13 protein-coding genes are annotated in these 16458 nt (G+C 41.1%); 5 read left to right on the top strand and 8 right to left on the bottom strand.

What is annotated here, in order from left to right:
* Positions 1-45 precede the first annotated feature (45 nt).
* Both ACULLH_RS12430 and ACULLH_RS12425 read right to left on the bottom strand, forming a co-directional pair.
* Positions 46-1461 carry a Gfo/Idh/MocA family oxidoreductase gene (locus ACULLH_RS12430; RefSeq protein ID WP_454089072.1) on the bottom strand — a complete coding sequence of 472 codons (1416 nt, stop codon included), beginning with the start codon at positions 1459-1461 and terminating at the stop codon, positions 46-48.
* 141 nt (positions 1462-1602) lie between these two features.
* Positions 1603-3111 (bottom strand): PQQ-dependent sugar dehydrogenase, encoded by a 1509-nt coding sequence (locus ACULLH_RS12425; protein WP_454089071.1) that lies wholly within the window; start codon positions 3109-3111, stop codon positions 1603-1605.
* 224 nt (positions 3112-3335) lie between these two features.
* On the opposite strand from ACULLH_RS12425, the gene ACULLH_RS12420 reads away from it, so the two are divergent.
* From ACULLH_RS12420 to ACULLH_RS12405, 4 genes are all read left to right on the top strand, one after another.
* Positions 3336-4580 (top strand): DUF418 domain-containing protein, encoded by a 1245-nt coding sequence (locus ACULLH_RS12420; RefSeq protein ID WP_454089070.1) that lies wholly within the window; start codon positions 3336-3338, stop codon positions 4578-4580.
* A 123-nt stretch (positions 4581-4703) separates the two neighbouring features.
* Positions 4704-5519 carry an AraC family transcriptional regulator gene (locus ACULLH_RS12415; protein ID WP_454089069.1) on the top strand — a complete coding sequence of 272 codons (816 nt, stop codon included), beginning with the start codon at positions 4704-4706 and terminating at the stop codon, positions 5517-5519.
* A gap of 102 nt (positions 5520-5621) precedes the next feature.
* Entirely contained in the window at positions 5622-6029 is a 408-nt protein-coding gene (locus ACULLH_RS12410) for a DUF1761 domain-containing protein (RefSeq protein WP_454089068.1), read from the top strand.
* 10 nt (positions 6030-6039) lie between these two features.
* Positions 6040-6954 (top strand): hypothetical protein, encoded by a 915-nt coding sequence (locus tag ACULLH_RS12405; RefSeq protein ID WP_454089067.1) that lies wholly within the window; start codon positions 6040-6042, stop codon positions 6952-6954.
* A gap of 37 nt (positions 6955-6991) precedes the next feature.
* Here the strand turns inward: ACULLH_RS12405 and ACULLH_RS12400 are convergent, their stop codons facing one another.
* From ACULLH_RS12400 to ACULLH_RS12380, 5 genes are all read right to left on the bottom strand, one after another.
* Positions 6992-8080, bottom strand: a complete 1089-nt coding sequence (locus ACULLH_RS12400) for an amidohydrolase family protein (protein ID WP_454089066.1) — start codon at positions 8078-8080, stop codon at positions 6992-6994.
* Positions 8081-8208: 128 nt separating this feature from the next.
* Entirely contained in the window at positions 8209-10416 is a 2208-nt protein-coding gene (locus tag ACULLH_RS12395; RefSeq protein ID WP_454089065.1) for a DUF5916 domain-containing protein, read from the bottom strand.
* Positions 10417-10529: 113 nt separating this feature from the next.
* The gene (locus ACULLH_RS12390) at positions 10530-10979 is read right to left on the bottom strand and encodes a cold-shock protein (protein WP_454089064.1); all 450 of its coding nucleotides are present in this window, start codon (positions 10977-10979) and stop codon (positions 10530-10532) included.
* Positions 10980-11090: 111 nt separating this feature from the next.
* Positions 11091-11282, bottom strand: a complete 192-nt coding sequence (locus ACULLH_RS12385; protein ID WP_249656546.1) for a cold-shock protein — start codon at positions 11280-11282, stop codon at positions 11091-11093.
* 163 nt (positions 11283-11445) lie between these two features.
* Positions 11446-11655 (bottom strand): hypothetical protein, encoded by a 210-nt coding sequence (locus ACULLH_RS12380; RefSeq protein WP_454089063.1) that lies wholly within the window; start codon positions 11653-11655, stop codon positions 11446-11448.
* 198 nt (positions 11656-11853) lie between these two features.
* Here ACULLH_RS12380 and ACULLH_RS12375 point away from each other — a divergent pair, with 198 nt between their 5' ends.
* Complete coding sequence (locus ACULLH_RS12375; protein ID WP_454089062.1) at positions 11854-15117, top strand: ligand-binding sensor domain-containing protein; 3264 nt, start codon at positions 11854-11856, stop codon at positions 15115-15117.
* A 266-nt stretch (positions 15118-15383) separates the two neighbouring features.
* On the opposite strand, the gene ACULLH_RS12370 is transcribed toward ACULLH_RS12375, so the two are convergent.
* Complete coding sequence (locus ACULLH_RS12370; RefSeq protein ID WP_454089061.1) at positions 15384-16403, bottom strand: hypothetical protein; 1020 nt, start codon at positions 16401-16403, stop codon at positions 15384-15386.
* Between the last annotated feature and the right edge of the window lie 55 nt (positions 16404-16458).

Genomic DNA, 16458 nt, shown 5'->3' with positions numbered 1-16458 from the left:
TACTCGAGCTTCGAAGGATTCGCTTGCGGTTTGGTAAACTTGAACCTATAGCAGTCTCTTTGCTCTTGGTTTAAGATCTGTAAGTTCGGATACCTTTATCGGGCGACCGCTCTCAATACTCTTGCGAGCTGCCACTCCAATCAAAATGGACATTGCACCATCCCTTACCCCTGCTGCCCTATCAAAAGGGTCCTTTGCGTCTGGGGTTTCAAATATTTTGTGATGTAACCGCTTATCGCCACCGCCGTGTCCTCCCCGCTCATAGGGAACTTGAATGGTTTTGTGTTGTTCCCATAAATTATGCAGAATCACCGGTTTGTATTGCTCTACCTTGGTGCCAGCTTCCCCTTGGCTCATTTCAAGGGCATGTAGCTCTTCTTGACTTAGCTGCTGGTTGGAGTGATATGGAATATCAAGCCAAGCCTCGATTCTCCCATCGGTTCCATTGAAAGCCACTCTCCATCCCTCAAAAGGTGAATAGGTGGTCAGGGAATAGTTTACCACGGTGTTGTTGGCGTACTTGATTTGAGCGGACATTTTATCGTAAATATTGATTTCATGCCTGAAAACACAATTGTCCCGTATGTATCCGTCGTGTGTTTCATTGTTCACATAGAGTTCCATGTCCCTTTTGCTCTTGGTAATATCCCAGTAATAATCACAGGTATTCGTATGTTCACAATTCCTGCAATTTTTGCCCCTAAAATTGTTGGCGCTGCCATAATGTTCCAAATCGCCATAGGCAAAAATCTCAACAGGATCGGAATCAATCCACCAGTTCAAAAGATCGAAATGATGGGTCGACTTATGAACCCAGAGTGTGCCACCAACCTGACGAAGTCCGTGCCACCTTCTATAATAGGAAGCCCCGTGGTGGGTATTCAAATACCAATGGAAATCCACTGATGTAATTTTCCCGATAGCCCCTTCCGACAGCAATTCCTTTACTTTGGTGCTATAAGGGCTCCAACGGTAGTTAAAGCCTACGATCACCTTATTCTTATACTTTCTTTCCGCATCAATAATTTCTTGACATTTGTCCTCATCCGTGGTCATCGGTTTTTCCGTCAATACATCACAACCTAATTCAAGGCTACGGATGATATATTCATGATGCGTGGCATCCGTTGTGGTAACGATTACAAGGTCGGGTTCGTTTTCAACAATCATTTTATCGAAATCGGTATATGTACCGCATTGGACTCCCATATATTTTTTGGCATAGGATAGTCTTCCTGGGTTGTTGTCGCACAGTCCAACAAATTCCAAGGTATCCGAATAAACATCCACCAATCTTTTGCCCCAAAAACTGGTGCCCCTAACGCCGGTTCCGACCAGAACTACTTTGAGCTTTCTTCCCAAAAATGAGAAGCTCAGTTCGGATGCTTCAACCATGGTGCCAGCCGCCAAAATGGAGACAGCAGATAAAAATCTTCTTCTTGTCTGTGTGGTACCCTTCATTTTAAACAAGCCTAAAGTGATTATTTCTTGAAGATAGCATATTCCCGCCCAAATTTCATAAATCCATTTCTGGTGCGGTACTTTTTAATCACTTAAGGCAGTTGGCCCAGTCATTTCATAATCCTAAAATAAAGTGGAGTTCTATTGCTCAGGTACAAGGCGAATAAGTCTGCCGGGGCCTTCTACCGCAATATAAAGATATCCATCTGTGCCCATTTCCGCGTCACGTACCCTACCTATGCCATCCAAAAGGGTTTCATGGCCAACAACCGAGTTGCCATTCATCTTTAAACGATGGAGGTATTCGAACTTAAGGGAAGCGACAAAGAGGTCATTTCTCCAATTGCCATAAAACTCACTGGATACAAATGTCATCCCACAGGGTGCAATGGACGGTGTCCAGTAATGTACAGGTTGTTCCATGCCAGCCATTTCGGTAAGGTCGGTAAATGTGGTGCCATCATAATTGATACCGTATGAAATCACGGGCCAACCATTGTTATTCCCCGCTTCCAAAAGATTGATCTCGTCACCACCCTGGGGTCCATGCTCGCCTTCCCAAACCGCTCCCGTCTCTGGATGCAAGGTCATGCCTTGGGGATTTCGTGTTCCGTAGGTAAAAATGGAATTGAACGCTCCTGCTGTATTATAAAAGGGATTGTCAGTGGGAATTTGACCGTCGTCATGGATACGGTGTATTTTTCCGATGGCATTGTCCAATTCCTGCGGGTAAACATCACGATATCCACGATCCCCTACCGAAACATATAGGTAGCCGCTGTTATCAAATACCAATCGTGAACCATAATGGTGACTGCTGTTGAGATACGGAAGTGCCGTAAATATATTCTCAACGTCCACCAAGCTGTTTCCCTGCAATCTACCTCTCGCAACTGCTGTGGTTCGCTGGGACCCATTATCAGGATTGGCACGGGAATAGGACAGATAAACATATGCGTTGCTTTCAAAATCTGGATGTATGACAACATCCAATAATCCTCCCTGTCCTTGCGATACAACACCCGGAACACCATTGATTTCCGTTAATTGCTTATCCGTACTTACCAAATACAGTCCTCCCCCACGCTCGGTAACCAAAATTTCACCATTGGGTAATTGTTCTATCCCCCAGGGAATACCGGGAATGTCGTCGGTCATGGTCTCCAATCTGAAGGTCAGATCATCGGATGAGATCAAACCGGACAAATCAGGGTTGTCCTCCTCCAACATCGCTTTGGTCTTTCCATCGATCTCGGTAAGAATGTAGTTGGTAAGATCCTCAATCTGTTGTGCGCTTAAAGTTGAACCGTAGGCTGGCATCCCGTTGCCAGAATATCCATCAGTTATGGATTGAATAACATCTTCCACGGTACTGCCATACGACCAATCGCGTTCCACAAACGAGGCCAGATCTTGTCCATGGCAGCCGCCACACTGATTTCGATACGTGAGGGCTACATCTGTTGGATCAATAATTCCATCGTCCGTACCCATGCCTTCTTCGGGTGATTCGGGATCCTGCGAATTGTTGCAGCCAAACAGGATGAACATGCAGGAGAACAGCACCAATTGCGCTGTTTTTAACCCTCTGCAGGTATATTTGAATTTGAATGTAATTTCAGAAAACGGATTGGAGGTGATTGGGGCCATAACACTTTGTACATCAACGTTATATAAATATAACGATGTTTGGTGGAATAAAGTATTGGGTCTGGACGTTTGGCTTTGCTTCTTTTAGACCTGTATTTGAATTCACGAAAGCATAATGGTACATTTTGCGGTTTTACCAATGGAAATTCTATGGTCCATTGAACAAAAATCAATTTTGTTAAATTTATATACTGGTGCTTGCCACCTTTATAATAACCATTTAGATGCCAACCAACTCTAAGGATATACATCCCGTCAATCCAACCAAGCGTTTTGAAATCATCGATATTATCAGGGGATTTGCTCTGTTTGGTGTGCTTTTGGCAAATATTCGATGGACGAGTCAGGATTTCGCATTGACAAACGCCCAATTGGAAGCTATTTCCTTGACCGAAATCAATGTTTGGTTGGATGGGTTCATTTTGACGTTTATTGAATTCAAATTCTACACCTTGTTTTCAATTTTGTTTGGATTGGGTTTTGCCATGCAGCTTAACAAATCCGAAGAAAAACAGCTGAATATAGTCCCCATTTTTAGAAGACGCATGTTTATACTCTTTGTCATTGGAATAGTGCACGCCACACTGGTATGGTTTGGTGATATACTACATATTTATGCTGCATTGGGGTTTGTTTTGATGCTATTTCGAAATGCCAGCAATGCAACTTTGATTAAATGGATATTAGGAATAGGTATTTTGACAGGATTGTTACCGTTTATTGACTGGTTAATTCAGTCTTATGTGGACCCCGTAGCGAATACTGTAGATTATGAAGCGATTAAAAGCATGCGGTTTGAGAGCTTATCCAGTACAAATTGGATTGACGTAATGCGATTGAATACCGAATGGAACATGGCAGAGTATACCAATTTGCGTATTGGTGGTGATGGTATTTTCTATTGGTACCTAAATGTTTTTTGGAAGTTTTTGTTAGGGTTTTATATGGGTCGAAACCTGATGTTACAACGGGCCCAAGAACAGTTAGGGAAATTTAAAAAACTGTTTGTGTATGGTGGAGTTTTGGGATTGATTGGATGTCTGGCCTGGTCTATTTCTTCCTTTGTTTTTGATAGATGGCTCCCAAGTAATGAATCCCCTTTATCCATTTCAGCACTTCTTTTGGAATTTGGAGTACTAGCCTTATCCATGTCCTATCTGTCGGCATTGGTGTTGTTATATTTTAAAACCGGATTTAGCAAACAATTGGCCTATTTGGCCCCATTGGGACGAATGGCGTTAACCAATTACTTAATGCAGAGTGTATGTATTATTGTTGTTTTTTATGGGGTCGGGCTAAATCAATTGGGTAAAATTGGTACATTTTATTGCCTAGTTGCCACCATTCTCATATTTGGCCTTCAAATCGCAATCAGTAAATGGTGGCTATCCAAATTCAAGTTCGGTCCAATGGAATGGTTATGGCGCAGTTTGACCTATGGTAAATGGCAACGTTTTAGAATTAGATAACTTTAATAGTGCAGGTTACCATTCAAAACTATCACATCCCTACCTCTATTTTGGAGGTTTTCTAAATGATTGCGGTGAAAACATACTTATATTAGTTTAATAATTTGGACTTACCGTAAAAACGTGATTTTCAGCCAACACCAAATACCGCCTCGATTAGAAAAATATGTAGCGGATTTGCTATATCATAAGGACTATTATCCGAAGCACGAAAAGGATAAATACTTACCGGACGGCACTATAAATATGATCTTTGAACTTAGTGATAATCCCAAGTTTATTTATGATAACAATACAGGTAAGAAAGTACAAGAATACAAGGATGTTTGGTTTTCAGGTGTATTGAAAGATTATATCACTATTAGCAGTCATCATGAGGAAATGATGGTGCTTGTCCTAAAACCAGGCGCTGGTTTTCCTTTAACAAACAGGAATGTCTCAAAATTTACAAATCAGGTTATACCTGCCGAACAGGTTTTCGGAACTGACATTCTTAAATTATTGCAAGAATTAAAATTACCATCTAAACCACAAAAAAAATTCTTGGCCATTGAAAACTGGTTAGACGGACAATTAAGGGAGGACGATTTCTATCTAGAAGTCATCCGATATTCCATTGAGGCTATAGAAGAGTCTCCAACACAGATCAACCTAGGGGAGCTTTCTGAAAAATTGGGATATTCCCAAAAACAGTTTATCCAATTGTTTAAAAAGTACGTAGGCCTAACACCCAAGCAGTTCCATCGAATTGTTCGATTCAACCAAATACTAACCGCTGTAGAGAACAAAGAAAAGATTTCTTGGACTGTTGTTGCTGCGGATTGCGGCTATTTTGATCAAGCACATTTTATCAAGGATTTTCAATCTTTTTCTGGTATCAACCCGAAAAAATACCTTAGCGATATTGAGGATTACCCCAATTTTTTACCTGTTAAATGACATCTTGATTTTTCTGGAGAATATCTGAAGGTAAATTTTTTACAATTTTTAGAAAAGCGCTTCCTATTTCTTTGCGGTGTATTAATCATCAAATAAAGATTTATGGAAACCATGTACATCAATCACATCGCGGTAGTTGTCTGCGCTATATTAAACTTGGTAATAGGAGCCATATGGTATAGTCCTGCACTATTTTACAAAGCTTGGAAAAAGGAAAATGGACTTACGGATGCCGACTTTGAAAATGTCAATATGGGTAAACTGTACGCAATCAGTTTCTTTCTGGCCTTGATCATTAGCTACAACATGGCGTTCTTCTTAGGAGATGCCAGCACTGATTGGATTTGGGGAATGTCAGCAGGCTTCCTTACCGGCTTCGGATTTTGCGCAATGATATTTACCGCCATAGCGCTGTTCGAAAGGAAATCGTGGAAATATATCCTCATCAACGGCGGTTACATCATTTTTTACTTCACCCTCATAGGATTCGTTTTGGGAATCTGGAGATAACTCTGCAATTATGAAAAAATTACTTTTTACAATAGGTCTAGCTTTAACAACATTGAGTTGCCAAGCACAAAAGAAAATAGTTTACAATGTATTGGAAGATGCGGCTACACAGGATTATGAAATCTATGTGATGGATACTGATGGGAAAAATCCCAAGAATATTACCAATTCTAAGTCAGTAGATTGGGTCTATGCAAGTTTTGATGACAAGATCTACTTTCTTTCAGATCGTAACGAGTGTTTTAGATGTCTATACCTCTATGAAATGGATGCTGAAGGAAACAACCTCAGAAAAATAACGGATTTCAGAGTAGCCGACAGTTGGTTCAATAGCCGAAACAATGGCCAACAATTTATTGTTAAACCAGCTGAAGCCAAAGATGCTACATTTTATATCATAGACTTGGAGGGTGAAATTCTTGAAAGGATCAATGTTGATATGGCCTATGCGAACGACCCCTCTTTTTCGCCAGATGGAACGCGTATCGTTTTCCGCGGAAGCGCTAAAAACTCTCCCCGGGAACTTGGTTTTACCGATGCGCTTTATGTAATGGATTTGAAATCCAAAGTGATCAAAAAAATAACCTCACATCCTGACGAAGGAGCTGGCAAGCAGTGGACAGGTTATTTGGCAGGGGCACCGAGATGGCGGGGTGACGGAAAAATTTCCTTTGCTTCAAAACGGGACAACAATTATGATATCTATCTTATCAGTCCAGATGGGACTGGGATGGAATCGGTTACACCCAAAGAAAATAACCAAGTGTTCCACCATTGGAACAATAACGGCGAACTCATCTTTGAGGCCTCTATGAACAACCATTCAGGATACGAGCTATATAAGCGGATGACCGATGGCAAAGTCATCCAACTCACCAATGATGATGTCGAACAGTACGCACCAGTATTTGTCAAATCAAAATAGGAAATCGCAAAAACACAGATATCTACAGAAGGAATGGTTATTGGACTTTAAGTAAATCAGCTATATTTTGATGATAGACTTTTTGCAGAACAGCTTTTGAAAGACCTAGGCCCATCGTTTTTTGGTTTCGTATTTCCAATGAATCCGTACTGCTTAAATACCTCCATTTCTGGCGGTAGGCTTCATGCAGTTCGTTACGCTCTTTTTGAAGTGCATCAGAACTCAATAAATCTTGGGAGCTGTTGTTGCCATAGTCCGTTCCGAACATGATCCTGTCTTGATATTTTTCGAAGAAGGCCCGAACTTTTTTTGAATCCTGACCCGCTAAATCGCCAAATCTAGCTGCTGGTTCGACGTAAATATTTCCAAATTTATCAAGACGTTCCGCAATCATGTCAACATCATGCGACATACTGCCCATATGGGCACACAATATCTTTAGGTCGGGATTTTTTGAGATCCAATTATCCCTCGCCGCAATAATGGTCTCGTAACTGGGAATTTCTGAATGTTTAAAGGCGTGGTATTGTGGATTTTGGGTATAATAACCATAGTGGGGATTGTTGGGGTCATCCAAGGGTCGCCATGCTTGGACTGGTTCGCCAATATGGGCCATGACGGGTATCCCCTTTTCCTTAAGAAAATCCCAGATGGGTTGTAACCGCTCATCATCTATCTGTATGAAAGCTCCACTGGCATCTTTGGTTACCATACCGAAGTTCTTCCAAACCTTGACCATTTTTGCGCCCTGTTCAATTTCCCCGGTAAGACGCTCAATCTCCTTGTTTACAAAATCAGGATCATTTATTCCGACACCGATGAGCGAAGAGCATAACCAAAAAACATCCGGCCTGGCTTTGGACAATTCAACATAATCATTCCAACTTCTCCGAACCCCAGTTGAGTCCTCAATAGCCACATCGACCAATATCCCTTGCATGTTCCATTCCTCGAAAAAGTCTTGTAGGTAATCACGATCGTAGTGATAGTGGGTATGAACGTCTATTTTTTGTATGGATCTCTCATCGAGGTTTATAGTTTCTTTTTTCTCATGATCATTGTTTGACTTTTCCTTACAGGAAGCGATACATATCATGACTACCAGCAAATACACATAATTTTTCATTGAGTGGTTTTTTGGTTATGCATTCAGCTTAATTCCTATTCAAAACATTGCATGACAATGAATATCGGTGATAGGTTTTAGCCAGCTATAATTTAGTGCATTTTTGAATACAAGTAAAATGTACCTTCTCACCAATTAAACCAATGCGTAAACTTTAGGGTAAGGGACCAACTTTTGCCCACATTGGGATCTAACAGCTGGGTATTCGTATACACCAAGAATAGGTCTGATGCCGGTTTATACCGCCACTGAAAGCGTGAATTCAAGTTAAAATTCCGGGATTGCTCATTATATTGGAACAAGGTGGCGAAGAATAGAGTGTTGGTAAAGGTTATATCCACCTCGGAACCGATCAGCCAAAACTCCGTATCGTTCCAGGGCGCAGGCAGACTGATGTGGTTATAACTAAGATTCGCATTTAAGCTTACATAGGGCTGAAACCGATAGCCCAAATTCCCGTTTAGGTTGATACGCTTTCCATCCTGATAATAGCCTCCATAATATCCGCCTGCGGTATAGGTGAACATACTCTGGGGCTTGGATGCATAATCCATTCGCACACCACTCCAACGATGTTTGGTGCCCGTTGCCAGGGAATCCTTGCCCGAACGTGTCGGGTCAAAAGGTTCCAACAGTTCCACATACTCATCCACATAGCCTACCTCAAAACTGCTGCGGTTTCGGAAACTCAACAAATATTCCAATTCGGTAAAGTCATCCGTTCGCTCCCATTTCTGGTTTAGAAAATAGCTGCTGTTGATTTTTGGACCATGACTCACCACTTTCCCCTCCTCATTCTTTGGAAAAAAGGTATGTCCCACAAAAGCATTGAGGTTGATAAAATCCTTACGGGGCACAAAACCTACTTCGGCCGTATAGTTTTCCCCTACCGATTGCTGCTGCACGCCCCAGTTCCAGGTGCGGCTCTTATACTCCAAATTGGCAGCTTGCGTAATCCCATTTCCATTTACTCGGCCGGGTGCGAAGGATTTTAATACAAAAGCCTTACCTGTCCAAAGGTTGTTGGAGGACGCCAGGTTGTATTCCACGCCCAAATTCCTGTTGAACTTTGGAAAAACCGTTCGCAATGAATCAGTTTCCTGCGGATAATTAAGCGACTCTTTGTTCACCAACAACAATCCAAGGCTTGATCGGCTAAACATCTTACGTTGCAATGAAAGCACGGCAAAATTCTGGCTGGGACGTCCGGTTTCGTCAACACTGGCCGTTTGCATGTCCATCACTCCCAAACGCCAATTCTCGTTCAGGTTTCCACTGAGCCTCGCCCCTGCCCGTATGGGGACACCTAAACCAATGCGCCTAGAGAAAAAAGGCCGTATGGTGGAATAGCCAAAACTGGCAAAGAGATCTGCGTTTTCAAGGAAAAATTGACGTCGTTCAGGGAAAAACAGTTCAAATCGGTCCAAATTGGTGACCTGACGGTCCACTTCGACCTGTGAGAAATCGGGATTTACGGTCAAATCCAGATTCAAGGAAGAACTTAAACTGATCTTTACGTCGCCCCCTACCCTTTTTTCAAACACTTCTCCCTCGTCAAAATCCTGGATCACTTCGCCCAACACATAGGGAATCACCGAAAAATTGGTTTTAGGCGTTGGAGGTGGTTCATCCCAGACCAACACACCCGTATAGGCCAAGGAAGCTGTTGGGAATTGTCGGGGTATGGGGGTCCAACTGGATTTTTCGCTGGATTTTAGATCTAACCTACTAAAATTGATGCCCCATTCGGTTACTCCATCCTTGTAGCGAATAGATTTAAAGGGGATGGCCATTTCCACCACCCATTTATCAGGGTCTTGTTTGACTTTGGATATCCATTTGGTGTCCCAATTCAGATCCACCCGGCCACCGTCGAACATGGTACCATCCCATTGTGCTCCGGACGCATTGGAACCAAAGGAAAACCCAGTGGTCTGATTGTTGAAAGGATCCATGAACAGCAAAAAGTTATCATTCTTTCCGAAGGAAAAATCACGCCGTAGCGATTCCACAAAATATTGGCCATGAACGCTGTTAAAAAAAGTAGCCGCTAGATAGATGTTCTTGACATCGTAGGTCATACGAATCTCGGAAGGTTCGTTGGCCCTTCCGGTATCCATGGGCAATACCATAAAGAAGTCTTTGGCCACATCGGCCACTTGCCAAGCTTGCTCATCCACAACCCCATCGATTATAATCGGTTGCGTTGTTTTTCGAATATGGTAACGAAAATCAGCGTTCTTTTTTTGAGCATTGGTTTGAAATATTCCAACTCCTAATACTAAAAGTAAAATCCCTAAATACCTTGAAAAGTTAAAAGTGCTTTTTAATCCCATACTAAACAGATGGGAAATTAGGGATTTCCTTGGCTAATCCGCTCGCTTTTTATCTGAACGACGTTATTGTGTACCTAAAAGACAGAAGAATCCCTTTCGATTTTCGAAAAATGTTATGATTGCAAACTAACACGAACCGCATTCATTCCTTTTTGACCTTTTTCCAGTTCAAACGTCACCGTGTCATTTTCATTGATTTCATCAATTAAGCCAGAAACATGTACGAAGTGTTTTTCTTGGGTTTCCGTGTCCATAATAAAACCAAAACCTTTGGAGTGGTCAAAAAAAGCAACTTTACCCTTACGAACAGGGTCAAACTCCTCTTCCTCTTTTTGCGGAATACCCAAAACAATTTCAGAAGCGTCGATCTCCTCTTCTTCCGATGGTTCCGGGGGAGTTTCGGTAAGATTACCGAACTTATCAACATAGGCAAAGGGTATGCCCTCATCGCTGTCTTTGGCTTCTGCCCTGCGAGCTTCTTTTTTCTTTTGTTTTTCTTCGCGCTTTTTTTGTCTTTGCTTTTCTTTCTCTCGTTTACTATAAGTTTGCTGTGATTTTGCCATGTATGGATTTATGCCATTAAGGTAGTGGATTTATTTATTAACCAAGAATTCTTGGAAACAAAAAAGCCCATCTTTCATAGATGGGCGTAAAAAAAAATCGGTTTTATGAATTTAGATGACCTTTACGTTTACTGCATTCAATCCTTTTTTTCCTTGCTCTAAATCAAACTCAACTTGGTCACCTTCGCGAATTTCGTCGATTAATCCAGAAACATGTACAAAGTGCTCTTTGTCTGCACCTTCTTCGTTGATGAAACCAAAACCTTTGGTGTCGTTGAAGAACTTTACTGTTCCTTTACTCATTACTGTTATTTAAAAATTAAAGTGCAAAGGTCGGATTAATTATCCAGTATCCCGTTATTTATTTCAGATTAATTTAATTGTTACCAAGGATTAAGGGATTATGTCATGTTTTAAAGTGAAAGAAATATGACGGAAGAACACTATAGACCACTTCATGATTTGATTACTTGGCATTTTTGCCATTCTTTTTTTTGATGTAATAAAAAATACATTGGATGAGGTAGTCGAGCACAAAAATTCCGATAATTACAGGAATCATCAATAGGTAAATGAAATCACTCCAGACATCTTCTATCCCAACGATATAGGTAATTATTGCGAAAAGAAAAATTACAATGCCAAGCGCATTCAAAACTGTTAATCTGTATTTCATTTAGAATCTATTCTTCTGTTGTAGAACTATGGCAATGGTTTGTGAATATACTAAAACCTAAATGGTCTAATCTACCCCCCCCATTTAAATACCCCTTTTACAACAGCTTTTAGGGTCTTGCCCACATTTTTTTTTCGATTCCACTGTTTTCCGCTTAATTACCATATGTTTTTTGTGTTTTCCCCCGAATTGAAACTTGTGGATAGATTAACGTCCATAGTATTCCTGTTTTGTTTTTCCATTCTTGGCAGTTTTTTGCTTTCTGCCCAGTCAGTCCTGGACACGATTTCTTTTCAACATCTGGAAACAGGGCTTTCCCAAAGTTCTGCAACACAAATATTCGAAGATAGTTCTGGCTTTCTTTGGGTAGGGACTCCAAATGGCTTAAATAAATTCGATGGCACGGAATTTCAAATATTTGACAAAAGTGTCGACGGGAAGTCGGGCTTGACCGATGGATACATTGAAAGCATTTATGAGGATCCTGATGGTGTTCTATACATCGGTACAAATCAGGGATTAAACGTATACGACCATGAATTCAATATTGTAAAACCCTACCCTTTTCAACCCAAAGGAGAATTTTTACAATCCAAGTACATCGGAGCCATCGCCCGTTCCCATAATTGGTTATGGTTGGGGACTGATAATAGTGGTGTCTACAGATATGATCTTAAAACAGGTGAGACCAAACAAATACGTTTTAATCCAATTTATCAGGATGGCCCCAGCAATCAATTCATTGTAGAACTGTTCCCCTTAGAGCAGGATAGATTGATGATTATCACACAAGCTTCGATTTACATCATCAGCAATGAGTTGCAAGTGATTTCCCAAATTCCCAAACCCCAAAATTTAAGCCATGCGCTAAAAATATCAGATGATTTGTACATGCTGGGAAGCTATGATGGAAAATTGATTGAGCTTAGCGTTCAAAAGGACTTTGAACTGGTGGCCAAGGAAATACAGATATTCCCAGGTCACGCCATCCTATCCATCGCTCACGACGATTTCGGTCAAATATGGTTGGGAAGCGAAAATGGCGGTCTGTCCATTTACCAGCCGAAAACTGATAAGGTGACCAACATCAAAGCCAATCTTAGAACTCCAAATTCTATTTCCAGTAATTCCATATGGTCCCTTCATAAAGCCCAAAACGGTGTAATGTGGATCGGACCCTTTAAAAAGGGATTGAGCTTCTATGACCCCGAATATTTTAAATTCAAGCATTATCAGACCCATCCATTTGATTCCAGCAGCCTCAACAATAATATCGTCAATAGCTTCTTGGAAGATAGCAAGGGCAATTTTTGGGTGGGCACGGATGGAGGTGGACTCAATTATTGGAATCGTAAAACCAACAGCTTCGAATCCCTTTCCCTCGCTAACGGAAAACTCAATACCGATGTTGTGCTTTCCCTGATGCAGGATGACCAAAATAGACTGTGGATTGGTTCATGGGCGCATGGTCTGGCTATACTAAACCCTAAGACAAAAAGATTTCAAACCTGGAATAAGTCGAATTCGTTTTTGGGATCCAACAACGTCACTGACATGCTACAGGATAAGAAAGGGCGGATTTGGATCGTGACCCTTTTTGGCGGATTGCATGTGTTCTATCCAGAAAGTGATACCTTCAAACATATACGAATCCGATCCGAAAAAGATGGCTCTGAACCCATAACCCTAGCACGACTTTTTGAAGATGAAAATGGCCAGATTTGGGTTGGATCCCAAACCTCCGGGCTCTTTAGAATCGAAGAATATGAAAGCAAGTGGGTCCCGATTCACTACCACACGCTGCATGATCAAAGAACGATAAGCAACGATTTTATAAACACCATGACCCAGGATGGTGATGGGAATTTTTGGGTGGGCACCCAAGCAGGTTTGAACAAATACATCCCTAAGTCCGATTCATTTACTTCGGTCACAAAAAAAGACGGCCTTCCCAATGATGCCATCAAAGGTATTATTCCCGATGATGGGTATTTATGGCTCAGTACAGGTAAAGGAGTGGTACGATATCACCCAGAAAACCGCGAGGTCGTCGAATATGATGCCAATGATGGTTTGCAGGGCGATGAATTCAATGCAGCTTCATCGTATAAGACTTCCTCGGGAGAATTGCTTTTTGGAGGTAGCAATGGCTTCAATATTTTTAGGCCTCAAGACGTGTTGAAAAGGCAAGATGTCCCTAAGGTCTTCATTTCCAACCTTCGTATTTTCAATAAGCAAATATCCCCAAATGATGAATTTGGCATATTAAAAAAAGATATAAGTCAAACAGATACACTGGTTTTGTGCTATGATCAAGATGTGATTGATTTTGAATTCCATGCGTTGACCTATCGTCATCCCAAGAAGGTCCAATTTGCCTATTTTCTGGAGGGCTTTGAAACAGAATGGAATTATGTGGGAAGAGATCAACATGCAACATACACCAGTTTGAACCCCGGGGACTACACCTTACGTATAAAATCAACAAATTCAGATGGTGTTTGGGTAGATAATGAAACAAAATTACTCTTGAAGATTACGCCTCCTTTCTGGCTAACATGGTGGTTCAGACTGATTTTGGGCACATTTATGATTTTGGCCGTTCTTGTTGTTTATCAATTACGTATCAGAAGTTTGAAAAAAACCCAGGTCAAATTGGAAAAAGAAATTGATCAACGCACCCAGGAATTAAAATTGAAACATCAAAAATTAATGGAAGCGGCAGATCAACTCTCCATTAAGAATGAAGAGATAAAGCGCTTCGCTTTTTCAGTATCGCACGATTTAAAAAGTCCATTGAACAGTATTAAGGGCATTGCCAGTCTCATACCTATGGAGTTGGACATGCAAAAACATCCCGAAATACAGGAGTATGTCGAATACATTGATGATACCTGTGATGTCATGAATAGTTTGATCACGGACATTACAAAAATTGCGAAGCTGGGAAAAATTGAAAATAAATTTGAGTTGATCGATACCAACAAAATTCTTGAAATATCCAAAGGCCTTGTTCAGGGCAGGATAGCTGGCACCAACATCAAACTCTATATTGACAAAAACCTTCCAAAGATTGTGGGGGACAGAAACAGAATGATCCAGGTATTCGAAAACTTGCTGGATAATGCCATTAAATATATGGGCAAGCAGGAATCACCAGCAATACGCGTCGAAGCTTCGAGACTTGAGAATGGGTGTCAATTTATGGTTATTGACAACGGTTCTGGTCTAACTGAAAAAGAACTTGATAAGTTATTTACGCCATTCGAACGTTTTGATGGTACTGTTGAAGGTTCCGGGCTAGGACTTTATATGGTAAAAAAGATTATCGAGGCGCATCACGGAACCATATCTGTAAAATCTGATGGAAAAGGAATGGGTACCACCTTCACAATTGCCTTACCAAATAACATTAAGGCCCATGCTTTGGAAAAGATATGGAAAGATTCGTCGAAGCCATAATTAAGTGCGTATTCCTAATTGTTTCTAGTAAAGCCGTCAAGGAATAAAATCCAAATCTGCGCGACTCATACCTATAATTTCGGGATTGCTGAGTACAATACCCAAAAGGATAAGTATGATTATTATCATGATAATAATCACAAGTCTGTAATTGTTATTTGAATTAGCCATCAGGTATTTTCAGGTAAACACCTATGGGTTAAGATAGTAAAAAGAAATGAATATAGTTTTTGTGGGCTAATATGAAGCCACTTTTTATATAAATTTTAAGGTCTCTTTATCCCTACCACTATGCGTTCCACAATGTCCTTGGCCGTGGTAAGGGTGGACAAGTCGGAATATATCGTTCCATTTTGGGCGGAATGATGCCCGTGCCCAATCAAATCCATTAAGTAATATGCTTTTCCGTCTCCAGAATCGACCAGCGCACTGAATACTATGGACGGCTGCCCCAATTGTCCTGTCCCATTATGAAAGGTTTCATCATCGGGAAAATCATATTCGGAATAGAACTCATTATCATCAAATGCCACATTAAGCTCTACTTTTATGCGGAATTTGGACAGTGGCTCGGTTGACATGGTCAGGATAAAATTATCAACCAGGGTTTCGCCAGTTATGGCATCGGGTAATGGCATATCCCTAGTCGGAACCACCGCGCCATCTTTGTAACGTACCCCTCGTTTATGGGACCAGACCGGTAACGCATTTACACGGCGGAACGAATATGAGCTTTGTTTTTCGGTATCGAATGTTTTAAAGTTTGATTTACTCCTACCTCCAAAAAACAATCCTTTAGCCGTCGCTTTTGAGACAAACAAGGTTTCGATATAATTGCCCACTTCGTCTTCTATCCAAACCGCCATCTGGGGATGCCAATAATGTTCTCCCCTTAAGAGATCAAGGGTTATGTGCATGCCTTTAGAAGTATTCATTTCAACCAATTCGTAGGCTTCAGGGTTCACCATTCTTTCTGAATTGGACTTTGCGCTGGCCCCAAAATCCATAAGTTGCTTAAAGGGAGGGGTTTCGTATTTGGCTCCCACAAAAAATAGAGCTCCTGCACAGACCACAAAAAGGGTCATTTTCCCCTTTGAATATGAGGCCAGGGGCCTAAAGTTATTTTTTAAATGAAATAGAACGCCCACAGTAAACAATAGTCCGAAAACGGTGTGTAAGGTGGCAATGGAACGTGAATAGGTTGTATAGAAGGATAGCAGGCCCGTAATAAACAGTACGACAAAACTTATGCCAATGGACAATCCAATTAGTTTTCTAAACTTCATAAGGGAACAAATAAATCCCCAGTCACATTGCTGGGGATTATTTATGTATACAAAT

Source organism: Flagellimonas sp. 2504JD4-2, from assembly GCF_053642935.1.
The sequence above is the reverse complement of the archived record's forward strand: the minus strand, read 5'-3'. Positions and strand labels throughout refer to the sequence as shown.

What these genes read in the sequence shown, in the direction of transcription:
- ACULLH_RS12430 (WP_454089072.1), bottom strand. Translation starts at nt 1,461, where the DNA reads ATGAAGGGTACCACACAGACAAGAAGAAGATTTTTATCTGCTGTCTCC.
- ACULLH_RS12425 (WP_454089071.1), bottom strand. Translation starts at nt 3,111, where the DNA reads ATGGCCCCAATCACCTCCAATCCGTTTTCTGAAATTACATTCAAATTC.
- ACULLH_RS12420 (WP_454089070.1), top strand. Translation starts at nt 3,336, where the DNA reads ATGCCAACCAACTCTAAGGATATACATCCCGTCAATCCAACCAAGCGT.
- ACULLH_RS12410 (WP_454089068.1), top strand. Translation starts at nt 5,622, where the DNA reads ATGGAAACCATGTACATCAATCACATCGCGGTAGTTGTCTGCGCTATA.
- ACULLH_RS12405 (WP_454089067.1), top strand. Translation starts at nt 6,040, where the DNA reads ATGAAAAAATTACTTTTTACAATAGGTCTAGCTTTAACAACATTGAGT.
- ACULLH_RS12400 (WP_454089066.1), bottom strand. Translation starts at nt 8,080, where the DNA reads ATGAAAAATTATGTGTATTTGCTGGTAGTCATGATATGTATCGCTTCC.
- ACULLH_RS12395 (WP_454089065.1), bottom strand. Translation starts at nt 10,416, where the DNA reads ATGGGATTAAAAAGCACTTTTAACTTTTCAAGGTATTTAGGGATTTTA.
- ACULLH_RS12390 (WP_454089064.1), bottom strand. Translation starts at nt 10,979, where the DNA reads ATGGCAAAATCACAGCAAACTTATAGTAAACGAGAGAAAGAAAAGCAA.
- ACULLH_RS12385 (WP_249656546.1), bottom strand. Translation starts at nt 11,282, where the DNA reads ATGAGTAAAGGAACAGTAAAGTTCTTCAACGACACCAAAGGTTTTGGT.
- ACULLH_RS12380 (WP_454089063.1), bottom strand. Translation starts at nt 11,655, where the DNA reads ATGAAATACAGATTAACAGTTTTGAATGCGCTTGGCATTGTAATTTTT.
- ACULLH_RS12370 (WP_454089061.1), bottom strand. Translation starts at nt 16,403, where the DNA reads ATGAAGTTTAGAAAACTAATTGGATTGTCCATTGGCATAAGTTTTGTC.